Origin of the sequence: Agromyces sp. NPDC058110 (genome assembly GCF_042884735.1) — a bacterium.
Lineage (GTDB): Bacteria > Actinomycetota > Actinomycetes > Actinomycetales > Microbacteriaceae > Agromyces.
On sequence record NZ_JBHVTI010000003.1, the window covers coordinates 376,891 to 391,594 of the forward strand.

12 protein-coding genes are annotated in these 14,704 nt (G+C 73.3%); 3 read left to right on the forward strand and 9 right to left on the reverse strand.

Features of this window, described 5'->3' with window-relative positions; genetic code table 11:
* Nucleotides 1-9 precede the first annotated feature (9 nt).
* Nucleotides 10-1,323 (forward strand): UDP-N-acetylmuramate dehydrogenase, encoded by a 1,314-nt coding sequence (locus ACFVS8_RS09270; RefSeq protein WP_387061205.1) that lies wholly within the window; start codon nt 10-12, stop codon nt 1,321-1,323.
* 251 nt (nt 1,324-1,574) lie between these two features.
* Here ACFVS8_RS09270 and ACFVS8_RS09275 read toward each other — a convergent pair whose 3' ends face one another.
* Nucleotides 1,575-2,201 carry a hypothetical protein gene (locus ACFVS8_RS09275; protein WP_387060642.1) on the reverse strand — a complete coding sequence of 209 codons (627 nt, stop codon included), beginning with the start codon at nt 2,199-2,201 and terminating at the stop codon, nt 1,575-1,577.
* Between the two features lie 8 nt (nt 2,202-2,209).
* Nucleotides 2,210-3,973, reverse strand: a complete 1,764-nt coding sequence (locus ACFVS8_RS09280) for a PspC domain-containing protein (protein WP_387060645.1) — start codon at nt 3,971-3,973, stop codon at nt 2,210-2,212.
* 115 nt (nt 3,974-4,088) lie between these two features.
* On the opposite strand from ACFVS8_RS09280, the gene ACFVS8_RS09285 reads away from it, so the two are divergent.
* Entirely contained in the window at nt 4,089-5,312 is a 1,224-nt protein-coding gene (locus ACFVS8_RS09285) for a PspC domain-containing protein (RefSeq protein WP_387060648.1), read from the forward strand.
* Nucleotides 5,305-5,976, forward strand: coding sequence for a LuxR C-terminal-related transcriptional regulator (locus ACFVS8_RS09290; protein WP_387060651.1), 672 nt, complete (start codon nt 5,305-5,307; stop codon nt 5,974-5,976). Before ACFVS8_RS09285 ends, ACFVS8_RS09290 begins: the two co-directional genes overlap by 8 nt.
* Nucleotides 5,977-6,213: 237 nt before the next feature.
* On the opposite strand, the gene ACFVS8_RS09295 is transcribed toward ACFVS8_RS09290, so the two are convergent.
* The 7 genes from ACFVS8_RS09295 to ACFVS8_RS09325 all read right to left on the reverse strand — a co-directional run bounded on the left by ACFVS8_RS09295 (nt 6,214) and on the right by ACFVS8_RS09325 (nt 14,591).
* Nucleotides 6,214-7,908, reverse strand: coding sequence for a long-chain-fatty-acid--CoA ligase (locus tag ACFVS8_RS09295; protein WP_387060654.1), 1,695 nt, complete (start codon nt 7,906-7,908; stop codon nt 6,214-6,216).
* Between the two features lie 220 nt (nt 7,909-8,128).
* Nucleotides 8,129-9,811, reverse strand: coding sequence for an MDR family MFS transporter (locus ACFVS8_RS09300; RefSeq protein ID WP_387060656.1), 1,683 nt, complete (start codon nt 9,809-9,811; stop codon nt 8,129-8,131).
* A 140-nt stretch (nt 9,812-9,951) separates the two neighbouring features.
* On the reverse strand, nt 9,952-10,626 hold the full coding sequence (locus tag ACFVS8_RS09305; RefSeq protein WP_387060659.1) for a TetR/AcrR family transcriptional regulator: 675 nt from the start codon (nt 10,624-10,626) through the stop codon (nt 9,952-9,954).
* Between the two features lie 190 nt (nt 10,627-10,816).
* Nucleotides 10,817-11,560 (reverse strand): response regulator, encoded by a 744-nt coding sequence (locus ACFVS8_RS09310; RefSeq protein WP_387060662.1) that lies wholly within the window; start codon nt 11,558-11,560, stop codon nt 10,817-10,819.
* Nucleotides 11,557-12,849, reverse strand: a complete 1,293-nt coding sequence (locus ACFVS8_RS09315) for a histidine kinase (RefSeq protein ID WP_387060664.1) — start codon at nt 12,847-12,849, stop codon at nt 11,557-11,559. The genes ACFVS8_RS09310 and ACFVS8_RS09315 overlap by 4 nt, the downstream gene beginning before the upstream one ends.
* Before the next feature lie 12 nt (nt 12,850-12,861).
* Nucleotides 12,862-13,671 (reverse strand): ABC transporter permease, encoded by an 810-nt coding sequence (locus ACFVS8_RS09320; protein WP_387060666.1) that lies wholly within the window; start codon nt 13,669-13,671, stop codon nt 12,862-12,864.
* Nucleotides 13,668-14,591: an ABC transporter ATP-binding protein gene (locus ACFVS8_RS09325; RefSeq protein ID WP_387060669.1), complete on the reverse strand. Its 924-nt coding sequence runs from the start codon at nt 14,589-14,591 to the stop codon at nt 13,668-13,670. Before ACFVS8_RS09325 ends, ACFVS8_RS09320 begins: the two co-directional genes overlap by 4 nt.
* Between the last annotated feature and the right edge of the window lie 113 nt (nt 14,592-14,704).

Consider the following 14,704-nt stretch of genomic DNA (forward strand, 5'->3'; position numbering starts at 1 on the left):
GGCAGCGACATGACCCAGCCCGACGCGCACGCCGGCTCCGACGAGGCCCGCGACACGCCCGCGCCGACGTTCGCCGACCTCACGACGCTCGGCGTCGGCGGCCCCATCCGCAGGCTCGTCACCGTCACGACGCAGCGCGACCTCGTCGACGCCGCCGAGACCGCGTGGAGCGACGTCGAACCGTGGATGGCGCTCGGCGGCGGCTCGAACCTCCTCGTCGGCGACGAGGGCTTCGACGGCACGGTCATCCGCATCGCGACGAAGGGCATCGAAGTGCTCCCGGCTCCCAGCGCAAGGGGCGGGGCGGATGCCGCGGGCGCTCCGGATGCCGCGGCCGGGCCGAGCGACGGCGAGGTCGCCGCTGCCGGGGCCGACGCGGCGACCGTGCACGTGCGCGTGCAGGCCGGCGAGGTCTGGGACGACCTCGTCGCCTGGACCGTCGAGCGCGGATACTCGGGCATCGAGGCGCTCTCTGGCATCCCCGGATGCGTCGGCGCCGCCCCCGTGCAGAACATCGGGGCCTACGGCCAGGAGCTCGAGTCGACCCTCGTCGCGATCGAGTTCCTCGACGAGGGCGCCTCGGAGCCCCGCCGCATGCGCGCGTCGGAGCTCGCGCTGGGCTACCGCACATCGGTGCTGAAGCAGGGCCTCTCGGGCATCGTCGTGTCGGTCGAGCTCGCGCTGCACGACACCGCCGCCGAGCGGGCGGTGCTCGGCGAGGCGCTCGGCCGGCCGGTCGCGTACGCGCAGCTTGCCGGCGCGCTGCACGTCGATCTCGGCGACCGCGTGCCGATCGCGCGCGTGCGCGAGAGCGTGCTCGCCCTGCGCGCCTCGAAGGGCATGGTGCTCGACCCCGACGACCGCGACTCCGCGAGCGCCGGATCCTTCTTCACCAACCCCATCGTCGGCGAGCACGTCGCGCGGTCCCTTCCGGGTGACGCGCCCCGCTGGTACGTCGAGCCCGAGCCGGCCGACGAGGTCGTGCCCATCGAGACCGCGCTCGACGAGTCGCCGCTCGAGCAGTTCCTCGCGCACCAGGCCTCGCTCGAGGCATCCGACCGGTCGACGGATGCCGCGTCGGCCCGACCGGCCGTGAAGCTGTCGGCGGCGTGGCTCATCGAGCGCTCCGGCATCGGGCGAGGATTCGCCCTGCCGGGTTCGCGTGCGGCGATCTCGTCGAAGCACACGCTGGCGTTGACGAACCGCGGGGGAGCGACGGCAGACGAGGTCGCCGAGCTCGCCCGGTTCGTGCGCAGCCGCGTGCAGTCCGAGTTCGGCATCCTGCTGCACCCCGAACCCGTCGTCGTGGGCCTCACGCTGTAGCGCGGGCACGCGCACCTGCCGGCTGCACGACCCGGCATCCAGGCGCCCCTGCCCCTGCCCGCCTCCGACACGCCGTCGGACGCGCACGAGGGGCCACGTCGTGCGGGAATGCACTCGGCATTCGCGCAGAACGCGGCCCCTCGACGTGGGTGGGCGGGCGTGTCGCCCCGGTGGGGGCGGGTCAGTGGGGCCGGGTCAGGCCGGTGGGGCCGGGTGAGGCCGGCGGGGCCGGGTGAGGCCGGTGGGGCGGGTCAGGCCCGGCGGGCGCCGTGGTGCACGGGCGGGCGCACGGCCGTTGCGGCGTCGGTCGGGGCGGCACCGGCATCACGCGCGGCTCGGGTGCGGGCGCGCTCGCCGCGGCGGATGAGCCCGACGAGCCCGAAGAGCGCCACGACGACGCCGACTCCGATGAGCGCGTAGAGCGACGCGGCGAGCGGGCTGAGCTCGACCATCCAGGCGGTCGCCTCGGCGCGGCGCGAGGGGTCGACGAGGATCCACAGCGTGAGCGCCGCCGTGCCGCCGAAGACGAGCGCCCAGACGAGCGCGCCCCAGCGGATGGTCGGACGCGGGGCAGGTGCCGCCGACGCAGCGGACGCTGCCGGTGCCGCCGGTGCCGCTGCCGCCGAGGCTGCCGAGGCTGCCGACGCCGCGTACACCGAGTCGGCGACGGATGCCGCGGGGTCGGCCGGGGGCGTGAAGCGCGAGTCCGGGGCATCCGTGTCGATGACGGCGGTGGGGCCGGTGGTGGGCACGGCGGTGGAAGCACCGGTCGCGGAGGGGCCGGTGGTCGGCGCGGTCGCGGACGCTGCCGCGGGTGCCGCGGAGGGCAGCACCTCGGTGTCGTCGGGAGTGCCGGGCTGTTCGATGTGGTCGGTCATGTGTTCGCTCATTCCATGATCTGGATGTGGACGTCGCCGGAGCGCTGGCTGAGTTCGAGACGGGCGTCGACGCGCTCGCCCGACCTGAGCGCCCGCACGCCGTTCTCGTCGAGCACGATCGCGTTGCGGTCGAGCCCGCCGAGCTGCGGGTTGGCCGTGCCCCCGCCGTCGGCGTCGAAGACGAAGACGTCGAGGTCGCCGGCCTCGCTCGCGTCGAGCAGCAGCGTGGCCCCGCCCTGCACGTTGATCCATGCGTCGCCGACGCCCTGCACGAGCTCGACGTTCGGTGTCTCGGCGTCGCCGAGCGGGAAGGCGCTGACGTAGGCGTCGCCGATCGGCTGCACGAGCCGTTGCGACTCGGAGAGTTCGATGCTCGTGTTCGGGGCGATGAGCGTGCCGTCCTGCCCGAACGAGGCCCCGCCGACACCGACGAGCATCGCCAGCGTCGACACCGTCGTGAAGAACGCGAGCGCACCGCTGCGACGGCGGCGGAGGGCCGCGACGATCATGCCGAGTGCCAGCACGAGGGTCGCGACGGCGAGCGCGATGGGCACCGCGAAGGCGGCGGACTCCGCGTCTCCGAGTGCCCAGAGCGCGACGCCCGCACCGCCGATGAGGGCGAGGCCGAGCACGGTCCACACGAACGCGGCGCTCGCGCGGGGACGGCTGCGGCGACGGGCGGCCCGCGCCGCGTCGGCCTGAGCGGCGAGCGCACGCGCCTGCTCGCGGTTCTCGGCAGCGGCCTGCGCCTTCGCGGCGCGCATGGCCTGGTCCTGACCCGTCTTCCACTCGGTGTGCGCGACGCGCCAGGCCTCGTGCTGCTCGCGCCACTCCGCGATGGCCGCGGCATCGGCGCCCATGGCGGGCACGGGCGGTTCGGCGCTCGGGTCGGCGGGGTCGGCGGGGTCGGCGGGGTCGGCTTCGGCCGTGCCGGCTGCGCCGGTGACGGGCGCCTCGGCGGTTGCGGTCGCGTCAGCTGCCCCGATGCCCGCGGCGACAGCCGCGGCGCCTGCATCGCCCGAAGGGCCGGACGCGGCATCCGTCGACTGGGCGGATGCCGCATCCGCACCCGACGCGCGGGTGTCGCCGAACGTCGGGGCCCCGGCCGTGGCGCCGGCTGCGGAAGCCGTTCGCGCACCGGCACCGCCGGCCGGGGGGTTCTGGGTGTTCGGGGAGTTCTGGGAGGACCGCTTCGCGAGCCAGATGACGAGCGCGACGATGCCGCCGACGACGAGCACGGTCCAGATGATGCGCAGCGGCACGGTGAGGTTGAACCCGAAGATCGGGTCGGCGATGTACGGCCAGTCGCCCCACCACTGCCAGCCGAGCCAGCCGCCCTGCACGAGCGGGACGAGCCCGAGCACGGCCATGACCGCGATGCCGACGACCGCGGGGTCGACGATGCCGCGCGTCAGGCGCTCGAGGTGGATGCGCCCCTCGGTGTCGGGCAGCAGCAGCCAGGCGATCGCGTACAGCAGCACGAGCGGGGCGCCGAGCACGGCGACCACGACGACGATGCCGCGCACGATGATCGGGTCGATGCCGAGGCGCGCGCCGATGCCCGCGCAGACACCGCCGAGCCAGCCCGCACGGCGCGGCAGCCCGAGGCGGCGGAGCCAGGCGTAGAAGCCGGGGCCCGTGGCGTCGGGGGCGGGCTCGGGCGCAGGAGTCGAACCGACCGCCCCGGCAGCCGACGGTCCGGCCTGCGCGGAATCCCCCTGCGCGCCGTCCGGCGCTGGGTCGGTGGGCGGGGCGGTCTGGTTCGTCTCCATGCCTCAAGGCTGGCAGTCGGGCGCACGGCCCCGCCATGGGGTGAGTCCCTGATTCGACCCTGAGCGAGGCTCCGGGACGGCTCGGGCACGGCACCCGTCTGCTTGGATTGCAGGCATGGAACCGAGGATGTCGCGCCCGCGCGCCTGCGTCGCCACGGGCGTCGCGGCGGGGCTCGCCGCGCACCTCGGGTGGCCCGTGCTCGTCGTGCGCCTGGCCTTCGCGGTGGCGAGCCTCGCCGCAGGCGCCGGCATCCTGCTCTACCTCTGGCTCTGGGCGCTGACGCCGTGGGAACCGGGCGACGCGCGCCCGACGCGCAGTGCGCCGGTCGCGTGGCTGCTCGTCGTGGCGTCGGGGGTCGTGCTCGTGTTCGCGTGGTTCCTGAGCGGACGCGTGCTCGGGCCGGCCATCGGCGGAACGGGGCCGGGCTGGTGGCTCGGGATCGTGCTCGCCGGCATCGTGCTCGCGGTCGCCGCCGCGGCGTGGGCGAGCTTCATCGACCGGCCCGAGCCCGAGCGCGGGCCCAGGCACGAGCTCACCATCCGACTCGTCGCGACGGGCGTGCTGCTCGTGACGGCCGTGGCGCTCGTGTTCGGCGAGACCGCGCAGTGGTTCCCCGCGCCGACGTTCCTCGTCGCGCTCGCCGCGGTGCTCGGCATCGGCCTCGTCTACGCGCCGACGCTCGTGACCGCGTGGCGCGACCTCACCGAGGAACGCACGAAGCGCATCCGCGAGGAGCAGCGCAGCGAGATCGCCGCGCACCTGCACGACTCGGTGCTGCAGACGCTCGCGCTCATCCAGAACCGTGCGGGCGCCACGAGCGAGGTCGCCCGCATCGCCCGTGCCCAGGAGCGCGAGCTCCGCGACTGGCTGTTCGACGGCGAGGCGCCGCCCGACAGCGACCTCGGCACCGACCTCCGCGACTTCGCGGCCGCGCTCGAGATCGAGTACCCCGTGACGGTCGACGTCGTCGCCGTCGGCTCGTCGGGCGAGCGCGCGAGCGGGGAGCTCGCCGCGGCCGCGCGCGAGGCGATGCTCAACGCCGCGCGCCACGCGGGCGGCGAGGTCTCGGTCTACGTCGAGGGATCGCCCGACGCCGTCGAGGTGTTCGTGCGCGACCGCGGCCCCGGGTTCGCGCTCGGCGACGTGCCGACCGACCGGCTCGGGGTGCGGCAGTCGATCCTCGGGCGAATGCGCCGCGCGGGCGGCTCCGCCGAGGTGCGCCGTGGTGCCGGCGGCGTCGGCACCGAGGTGCGGCTGCGGTTCCCCGCCGAGCGGGCCGGCGGCGCCGGCGGCATCGCGGGCATCGCGAACATCGGATCGGAGCACACGCGTGGCTGAGACATCCGTTCGGGTCGTCGTCGTCGACGACCACTCGATCTTCCGGTCGGGCCTGAAGGCCGACCTCGACACCTCGATCGACGTCGTCGGCGAGGCGCACGACGTCGAGTCGGCCGTGCGGGCGGTGACGGATGCCGCGCCCGACGTCGTGCTCCTCGACGTGCACCTGCCCGGGGTCGGCGTGCCCGCAGGGTCGAGCGGCGGGGCCGAGGTGATCCGCCGCGCCGGGCCCGCGCTGCCCAACACCCGGTTCCTGGCGCTCAGCGTCTCGGACAAGGCCGAAGACGTCGTCGGCGTCATCCGCGCCGGCGCCCGCGGGTACATCACCAAGGGCTCGTCGGGTGCCGACGTGAGCCGCGCGGTGCACGCCGTCGCGAGCGGCGACGCCGTGTTCTCGCCCAAGCTCGCGGGGTTCGTGCTCGACGCGTTCGGCGCGGCCGTCGGCGAGACCGCCGCCGCGAGCGACGAGCTCGATCGCCTGTCGGCGCGCGAGCAGGAGGTCATGCGCCTCATCGCGCGCGGCTACGCCTACAAGGAGGTCGCGGCCGGGCTGTTCATCTCGACGAAGACCGTCGAGTCGCACGTCTCGGCCGTGCTCCGCAAGCTCCAGCTCTCGAGCCGGCACGAGCTCACCGCCTGGGCGAACGCCCGCCGCCTGCTCTAGGCGGGGCGCATCCACGCACCCGCACCCGGCATCCGCACCCGGCGTCCGCACGTCAGCGCGCGCACTTCTGCGCGAGCCAGCGTTCCGGAGGAGATTCGCGCGACGGGAGGATGCTGCGCGAGAAATCGTCCTCCCTTCGCGCGATTCTCCTCCCGAACAGAGGGGAGCGGCACTGCGGCACTACGGCTCCCGAACGGAGGGGGAGGGGCACTACGGCGGCCGGACGCCCTGTCGGCGCTACTCGGACTCGAGCATCGTGTCGCGCACCTCGCGGCGCAGCACCTTGCCGATGAGCGATCGCGGCAGCTCGTCGAACTCGTCGACGCGTCGCGGCACCTTGTAGGGCGTGAGGTGGGTGCGGCAGAAGTCCCTGAGCGCGGTCTCGTCGAACACGGCGCCCTCGCGGAGCTCCACGCCCGCCGCGACCGTCTCGCCGCCGTCGGGCCGCGGGAGGCCGACGACGGCAGCGCCGCGCACGTCGGGGTGGGCGAGCAGGGCGGCCTCGACCTCGGAGGGCGACACGTTGAACCCGCCGGTGATGATGAGCTCCTTGCGGCGGTCGACGATCGTGACGAAGCCGTCGTCGGAGACGTGCACGATGTCGCCGGTGCGCAGCCAGCCGCCGGGCAGCAGCGTCTCGGCGGTCTCGGCCGGCCTGCGCCAGTAGCCCTGGAACACCTGCGGCCCGCGCACGAGCAGCTCGCCGGTCTCGCCGGCCGGGCGGTCGACCTCGGGGTCGTCGGGGTCGACGACGCGGATCTCGGTGCTCGGGAACGGCACCCCGACCGTGCCGGGGCGCCGGGTGGGGCCCATGGGGTTGCCGAGCGTGATCGGCGAGCTCTCGGTCATGCCGTAGCCCTCGACGAGCAGGCCGCCGGTGGCGCTCTCCCAGCGGTCTACGGTCGCGATCGGCAGGCTCATCGCGCCCGAGATGGCGAAGCGGATGCTCGCGAGCGCCTCGGGGCGTCGTTCGGCGGCGCGCACGAGTTGGTCGTAGATCGGCGGGACTGCCGGCAGGAACGTGGGCGGCGAGTGCCTGGCCGCGTCGAGCACCATCTTCGCGTCGAACTTCGGGAACAGCACGAGCCGTGCGCCGATGCTCATCGGCGTCGTGAGGCAGAGCGTGAGGCCGTAGGCGTGGAACAGCGGCAGCACGCCGGAGAACACCTCCTCGCCCTCGACGAGGCCGGGCACCCAGGCGCGACCCTGCATGGCGTTCGCCCGCAGGTTGCGGTGGCTGAGCACCGCGCCCTTCGGCCGGCCGGTCGTGCCGCTCGTGTACTGCAGCACGGAGGTGTCGTCGAGCGAGGGCCGCGGATGCCGCTTGGCGAGCGCTCGGCCGTCGGCCAGCCGTCGCCAGTCGACGAGCCCGCGGGCCTTCGGCGTCGTCGTGAGGGCGCGGCGCGATCGCCGCGCGGCGGGAACGGGCAGCCGCAGGGCCAGGCGCTTGCCGAGGGGGAGCGCCCGGGTGAGGTCGACGGCGACGATGTGCTCGGGGCGGATGTCGCTCGGGAACTCGGCGACCGTGTCGGCCACGGAGTTCCACACGATCGCGACGCGCGCGCCGTGATCCTCGAACTGGTGCCGCAGTTCTGGCGGCGTGTAGAGCGGGTTGTGCTCGACGACGATCGCGCCGAGCCGCAGCACGGCGTAGAACGCGGCCACGTGCTGCGGGCAGTTCGGCATCACGAGTGCGACCCGGTCGCCCGCCTGCACGCCGAGCCGGCGCAGCCCCTCTGCGGCAGAGGCGATCTGCGCGCCGAGGTCGCGGTAGGTCGTCTCGGCGCCGAAGAACTCGAGCGCGGTACGACGGCGGAAGCGGCGCACCGCATCGTCGATCATGTCGACGAGCGTCTGCGTCGGCTCGTCGATCTCGGGAGGCACGCCGTCGGCGTAGTGCTCGAGCCATGGCCGGTGTTCGTACGGGTTCATTCGCGCCTCTCGAGGTCACCCCGCGCACGTCCCGCGGGTGATGCCCGTCGTGATTCCGGCGTGAGCGGATGCCGCATCCCAGCGTAGGACGATCGGGCTGAGTCCGGGCTGGTGAGGGTCCGTGATCGGCCGGCCGTGACCGGCCGACCGGGCCGGCGGGCGGGAGCGACCGGGGGTGCGCCCGTGTCGAGGCGCACCCCCGGAACTGTCGGCCCGGTCGTCAGCGCTGGGCGGGCGTCGAACCGGTAGCTGTCGAGACCTGGTCGCCGTCGTCGGCCGGGCCCGTCACGACGGTCGCGCCGTCGCGCAGGGCCAGCTCAGCGGCATCCGCCTCTTCGCCCGTGATCGCCTCGCCGCGGGCGACCATGCCGGCCTGGTCGGAGAGCGGGATCTGCTTGAGGAACAGCGCGAGCACGAAGGCCGCCGCGATGAACGGGATGAGATACCAGAACACGGGCGCGAGCGAGTCGGCGTACGCGGTCACGATCGAGTCGCGCACGGGGTCGGGCAGCTCCGACAGCCGCTGCGGGTCGAGCGTCGACATGGCGTCGCCCGCCTGCGCGGCGCTCGCCCCGGCATCCGTGAAGATCTTCGTGAGGTTCTCCGACAGGCGGGTCGTGAACATCGCGCCGAAGATCGCGACGCCGAGCGAGGCGCCCACCTCGCGGAAGTAGTTGTTCGTGCTGGTCGCGGTGCCCACCTGGGTGGCGGGAACTGCGTTCTGCACCACGAGCACGACGACCTGCATGATGAGGCCGAGGCCCGCGCCGAACACGAACAGGTAGACGCAGATCAGCCAGATCGGGGTGTCGGCCGACAGCGTGGTCATGGCGAACATGGCCAGCGCGGTGACGACGGTGCCCGCGATCGGGTAGGCGCGGTAGCGGCCCGACTTCGAGATCGCGATGCCCGACCAGATCGAGGTGCCCATCATGCCCGCCATCATCGGCAGCATCAGCAGGCCCGAGGCCGTCGCCGAGGCGCCAGACGACATCTGCAGGAACGTCGGCACGAACGCGATGGCCGAGAACATGCCGATGCCGAGCGTGAAGCCGATCGCGGTCGCGTTGATGAAGACCGGGTTCTTGAACAGCGAGAGCGGGATGATCGGGTCTTCCGCGCGGGCTTCGGCGAACACGAAGGCGGATGCCGCGGCGAGCAGTCCGAGACCCCACGCCCACGTTTCGATCGCGCCCCAGCCGTGGTCGGCGCTGCCGCCGAAGTCGGTGAAGAAGATGAGGCAGACCGTGGCGGCCGAGAGCAGCATGACGCCGAGCACGTCGACCTTCTTCTCGGCCTTCTTGCTCGGCAGCGTGAGCGTGAACCAGGCGATCGCGAACGCCGCGATGCCGATCGGGATGTTGATGTAGAACGCCCACTGCCACGTGAGGTGATCGACGAAGTAGCCGCCGAGCAGGGGGCCTGCGACGGCCGAGAGGCCGAAGATCGCGCCGAGCGGGCCCATGTACTTGCCGCGCTCCGAGGCGGGCACGATGTCGGCGATGATCGCCTGCGACAGGATCATGAGCCCGCCGCCGCCGAGGCCCTGCATGGCGCGGAACGCGACGAAGGCCCAGAAGGTCGGAGCGAACGCGGCGCCGACGGAGGCCACGGTGAACAGCGCGATCGCGATGAGGAACAGGTTGCGCCGCCCGAGCACGTCGCCGAACTTGCCGTAGATCGGCATGACGATGGTCGTCGCGAGCAGGTAGGCGGTGGTGATCCACGCCTGGTACTCGACGCCGCCGAGCTCGCCGACGATGGTCGGCATCGCGGTCGAGACGATGGTCTGGTCGAGGCTCGAGAGCAGCATGCCGGCGATGAGCGCCGAGAAGATGATCCAGATCCTGCGCTGGGTGAGGACGAGGGGGCCGCCGGGCGGGGCGGTTCGTGCAGTGGTCATGAGGGGCTTCCGGGGTCGGGGCGGTCGGTCGGTGATGAACGGTGGGGGATTCGGGGAGCGGTCGACGGATGGGGGGCGGAGCTTGGCTCCGGGGTGAACCGGCCGGGTCGACCGGGTCGGGGTGCGGTCGCGTCGAGGGGTCAGAGGCGGGCGGATGCCGGTGGGGCGGTTGCCGGTGTGGCGGATGCCGGTGTGGCGGATGCCGGTGCGCAGGCCGCGCGGGTCGCGGCCACCGATTCTCGGAGCAACGCCGCGAAGTCCTCGCGCCGGCTCCCGGGATCGTCGAAGAACCGGTGCCCGGCGCTGCCGACGAGGGCGCCCATGACGACGGCCGCGGTGCGGGCGACCGGGTCGCCCGGCTGCAGGCCCTCGCGTTCCTCGATCGCGGCGACGACGCGGGCCTCGAGCTGGCGCCCTGCGCCGATCAAGTGGGGCAGCAGGCGGGGTTCGCGCTCCACGAGCGCGTGGGGATCGATGGCCTCGTGGCCCTCCTCCCACGCCGCGACGGTGGCGATCGCGAGCTCGGCGAGGGCGTCGAGCAGCGTCGGCGCGTCGTCGTCGCCGCGGACGAAGGCGGCGAGCGCCTCCTCGTCGATGCCGTCGGCGTCGTGGCCGACGACGGCGGCCTCCTTGCCGGCGAAGTAGTTGAAGAACGTGCGTCGCGAGATGCCGACGTCGGCGCAGAGTTCGTCGACCGTGAACCCGGCGAGCCCGCGTTCGATCGTGAGCTGGCGAGCGCGGTGGCAGAGATCGCGACGCGTGCGGCGCATGCGCAGCTCGCGCAGGCCGGGCGTGGTCTTTGCACTTTCGCTCATGAAGTGCAATTGTGCACTACGTTGCGCAAAGTGCAAAACCGAGCGTGAGTCGGGGGAGCGTCGTCGTCGAAATTCAGGAAATGTCGGGTCTCGCGGTCCTCAGCGAACCTTAGATGCCGGATCTCCTGAATTTCGTGATGCGGGGCTCCCGAGCGGACGCTGCAGCGCCGGCAGCGTCGGGCAGGCGCCGCTAGAGCAGGCCGAGCTCCATCGCCCGGGTCACCGCGTGCGTGCGGTCGCTCACGCCGAGCTTCTCGAACGCGTGCACGAGGTGCGTCTTCACGGTCGCCTCGCCGATGAACAGGGCCCGCGCGATCTCGGGGTTCGATCGCCCCTGCGCGACGAGCCGCAGCACGTCGAGCTCTCGCGGCGAGAGCGCCGGAACCGACGCGGCTGCTCCCGGCGCTCCGGCCCGCACCCGCGCGACGAGCTTCGCCGCGATCGACGGCGCGAGCACCGTCTCTCCCGAGGCGACCGCGCGGATGCCCGCGAGGATCTCGTCCTGCGGGGCGGCCTTCAGCAGGTATCCGCTCGCACCCGCCTCGATGGCGCCGAGGATCTGGTCGTCGTCCTCGTAGGTCGTGAGCACGAGCACGCGCGTGGCCGGCAGTTCGGCGAGGATGCCCGCCGTGGCTGCGGCGCCGTCGACCACCGGCATCCGGAGGTCCATGAGCACGAGGTCGGGCCGCGTGCTCCGGGCGAGCTCGACCGCCTGGGCTCCGTCGGCCGCTTCGCCCACGACGGCGAGGTCGCTGGAGGTCTCGAGCAGCCCGACGATGCCGGCCCGCACGATGGGGTGGTCGTCGGCGACGACGATGCGGATGCGGCCCGGTGCGGGCCCGCCCACCTCGGGCCCGCCCGCCTGGGGCTGGCTCACCTGGGGTCTGCCCGCATCGGGCCCGCCCGCCCCTGGCCTGTCGTCGGGGATGGTCATCCGTGCTCCTTCCTCGGCACCGTGACGCGCAGCAGCGCGCCGCCGTCGTCGCCCGGGCCGAACGCGAAGTCGCCGCCGACGAGCGCGGCCCGGTCGCGGAGGCCCGCGAGCCCGAAGCCGGCTCCGGCATCCGCTCCGGGAGGCCCGACGGCTCCGGGAGGCCCGACGGTTCCGGTCGGCTCCACGCTTCCGTTCGGCTCCACGCTTCCGGTCGCACGGGTGGGCCCGATCGACCCGGTGGATCCGGATGCCGCGGCATCCGTCGGTCCGACGCCGTCGTCGCGCACGCTCAGCGCGACCGATTCGCCGGCCTCGACGACGGAGATCTCGACGTTCGAGGCGCCGGAATGCTTGCGCACGTTCGCGAGCCCCTCCTGCGCGCACCGCAGCAGCACGACCTCGAGCTCGCGGTCGATGCCGGCGCGGTCCGCGAGCTCGGCCCGAACCCGCACCCGCACCCCGGTCTCGCGCTCGAAGGTCGCGGCCAGCCGCCCGAGTGCCGCGGCGAGCCCGCCGTCGGCCGGCACCGGGGCCAGCGTCGCGACGAGCCCGCGCGCCTCGGTGAGCGCCTCGCGCGCCATCTGCTCGATGAGCTCCACATCGTTGCGGGCGGATGCCGCGGGCGCGCCTTCGACGTTCGCGAGCCGGTTGCCGGCCCGCTGTGCGACCATCACGAGCCCGGTCAGGCTCTGCGCGATCGTGTCGTGGATCTCGCGCGAGATGCGGCCGCGCTCGTCGGCGACGCCCGCCTCGCGGTGCATGGCCGCGAGTTCGCCCTGCGCGGCCTGCAGGTCGGCGAGGAGCGCGGCCCGTTCGTCGCCGTACTCGGCGATGCGCGTGATCCAGAGCCCGAGCGCGAGGCTGAAGCCGAGCGACAGCGCGCCGACCGTGAGCCCGGTGACGATGCCCGGCGCGCCGAAGTGCACCACGTAGCCGACCACGATGCCCGACGCGAGCACGACATTGCCGACGACGGCCGCCCGAGTGCTCGGCGCGGTGATCCAGACGAACGGGTACGTGAAGGCCTGCAGCATGGCGAACGACGGCTCGACCGCGGTGCCGACGGCCGAGAGCGCCGAGAGCACGACGACGATCGCGACGTGGTGCCGGGCGTCGTCGTCGCCGCCGATCCGGCCGCGCAGGTAGCACGCGTACGTGAGCAGGAACGCCGCCGTCACCGCCCACGTGCCCCAGTCGTCGGGGCCGTAGGGCGGGTCGATCAGCCCGACGAACACGGTCACGACCGCGATCGCGAGGGCCGCGACATCCCACCACCGACGGTTCAGCATGGGGTCAGGCTCTCATGCGTCGCGGCGGATCCAGCGGAACGTCAGTCGGCTGACGACGAGCCCGATGACGAGCCAGACGAGCAGCGCGATCGCGACGCCGGGCAGGTTCCACGACTCGTTCTGCTCGAGCGCCTCCCAGCCCTCGGGCAGGAACACCGAGCGCATGCCCTGCGCGATCCACTTGAGCGGGAAGACGCTCGCGATGTTCTGCAGCCAGTCGGGCAGCATGCTCCACTGCAGGTATACGCCCGAGATGAACTGGAGGATCAGCGCGATCGGGATGACGACAGCCGCCGCGCTCTTGCCGGATCGCGGCAGTGCCGAGAGGGCGATGCCGAGCAGGGCGCACGTGGTGAGGCCGAGCACGAACACCCACGCGAACGTCAGCCACTTCTCGGGCTCGGTCGGCAGCGCGATGCCGAGCACGAGCCAGCCCGCGAGGATCAGCAGGGCCGCCTGCAGCGTGCCCGTCACGAAGACCTGGCCGATCTTGCCGAAGAAGTAGGCCACGGGCGAGAGCGGCGTGCCGCCGAGCCGCTTCAGCGTGCCGTTCGACTTCTCGAGCGCGATGTCGATCGCGAGGTTCTGCACGCCCGACAGCAGGATGCCCGACGCGAGCATCGCCGGCAGGTACATCGCCGCCATCGAGATCTCGGCCCCCGGAGGGCCGACCTCGCCGGCGGCGCTGAACGCCGCCGAGAATATCGCGAGCATCACGAACGGGAACAGGAAGGTGAAGAAGAGCGTGTCGGGCGCCCGGAAGTACATCTTCGACTCGACGCCGACGCGCGAGGCGCCCTGGGTCATCACGTTGGTGCTCATGCGACGGCCTCCTCGGCGTCGGCGTCGGCCCCGGCGGCAGACGCGCTGCGCGGGTCCAGGTCGGTCACGGTGCGCACGAGGCCGAGGTACACGTCTTCGAGGGTGGGCCTGATGATCTCGAGGCCCTCCGGCTCGCGGCCGAGGGCGTCGACGACGGATGCCACGAGCCGCCCGGGTTCGTGGGTGCGCTCCTCGTGCGGCTCGCCCGCGGCATCCGTCCACCGCACGAGCGGCACGCGGGCGTCGGCGCCGCCGATCTCGTCGATGCCGCCCACGTCGAGCAGCCGCCCGCCGGCGATGACGCCCGCGCGATCGGCGAGCTGCGCCGCCTCGTCGAGGTAGTGGGTCGTGAGCAGGATCGTCGTGCCCTCCGACTTGAGCGACCGGATGAGCTCCCAGAACTGCCGGCGCGCCTCGGGGTCGAAGCCCGTCGTCGGCTCGTCGAGGAACAGCAGCTCGGGGCGTCCGACGATGCCGAGCGCCACGTCGACGCGCCGCTGCTGACCTCCCGAGAGCTTCACGACGCGCGTGTTCGCCTTGGCCCCGAGGCCGACGGCCTCGATCACCTCGTCGACGTCGCGGGGCCGCGGATACAGCCCGGCGAAGTGCCGCAGCACCTCGCGCACGGTGAGCAGTCCCGTCTCGCCGCCCGTCTGGAGCACGATGCCGATGCGGGACTTCCAGTCGCGGCCGCCGTGCGCCGGATCGACGCCGAGCACCTCGACGTCGCCCGCCGTGCGCGAGCGATAGCCCTCGAGGATCTCGACGGTCGTCGACTTACCCGCACCGTTGGGTCCGAGCAGCGCGAAGGTCTCGCCGTGGTGGATGTCGAGGTCGAGCCCGTCGACGGCGGCCAGGCCGCCGTAGACCTTGCGGAGGCCGCGGATGCGCACCGCGACGTCGGGAGGTGATGAGTCCATGCTTCGAGACTGCCCCTCTCCCGGCCTGCGCAACACCCCTTGCCGATCGATCCCGGGCATCCATCGACCGGTGGATGCCGGCGTCCGCACCTCGACGGTTCGACGGCAGGCCG

Excerpts from the sequence above, each read along its gene's own strand:
- ACFVS8_RS09270 (WP_387061205.1), top strand. The coding sequence starts at position 10 with ATGACCCAGCCCGACGCGCACGCCGGCTCCGACGAGGCCCGCGACACG.
- ACFVS8_RS09275 (WP_387060642.1), bottom strand. The coding sequence starts at position 2,201 with ATGACCGACCACATCGAACAGCCCGGCACTCCCGACGACACCGAGGTG.
- ACFVS8_RS09280 (WP_387060645.1), bottom strand. The coding sequence starts at position 3,973 with ATGGAGACGAACCAGACCGCCCCGCCCACCGACCCAGCGCCGGACGGC.
- ACFVS8_RS09285 (WP_387060648.1), top strand. The coding sequence starts at position 4,089 with ATGGAACCGAGGATGTCGCGCCCGCGCGCCTGCGTCGCCACGGGCGTC.
- ACFVS8_RS09295 (WP_387060654.1), bottom strand. The coding sequence starts at position 7,908 with ATGAACCCGTACGAACACCGGCCATGGCTCGAGCACTACGCCGACGGC.
- ACFVS8_RS09300 (WP_387060656.1), bottom strand. The coding sequence starts at position 9,811 with ATGACCACTGCACGAACCGCCCCGCCCGGCGGCCCCCTCGTCCTCACC.
- ACFVS8_RS09305 (WP_387060659.1), bottom strand. The coding sequence starts at position 10,626 with ATGAGCGAAAGTGCAAAGACCACGCCCGGCCTGCGCGAGCTGCGCATG.
- ACFVS8_RS09310 (WP_387060662.1), bottom strand. The coding sequence starts at position 11,560 with ATGACCATCCCCGACGACAGGCCAGGGGCGGGCGGGCCCGATGCGGGC.
- ACFVS8_RS09315 (WP_387060664.1), bottom strand. The coding sequence starts at position 12,849 with ATGCTGAACCGTCGGTGGTGGGATGTCGCGGCCCTCGCGATCGCGGTC.
- ACFVS8_RS09320 (WP_387060666.1), bottom strand. The coding sequence starts at position 13,671 with ATGAGCACCAACGTGATGACCCAGGGCGCCTCGCGCGTCGGCGTCGAG.
- ACFVS8_RS09325 (WP_387060669.1), bottom strand. The coding sequence starts at position 14,591 with ATGGACTCATCACCTCCCGACGTCGCGGTGCGCATCCGCGGCCTCCGC.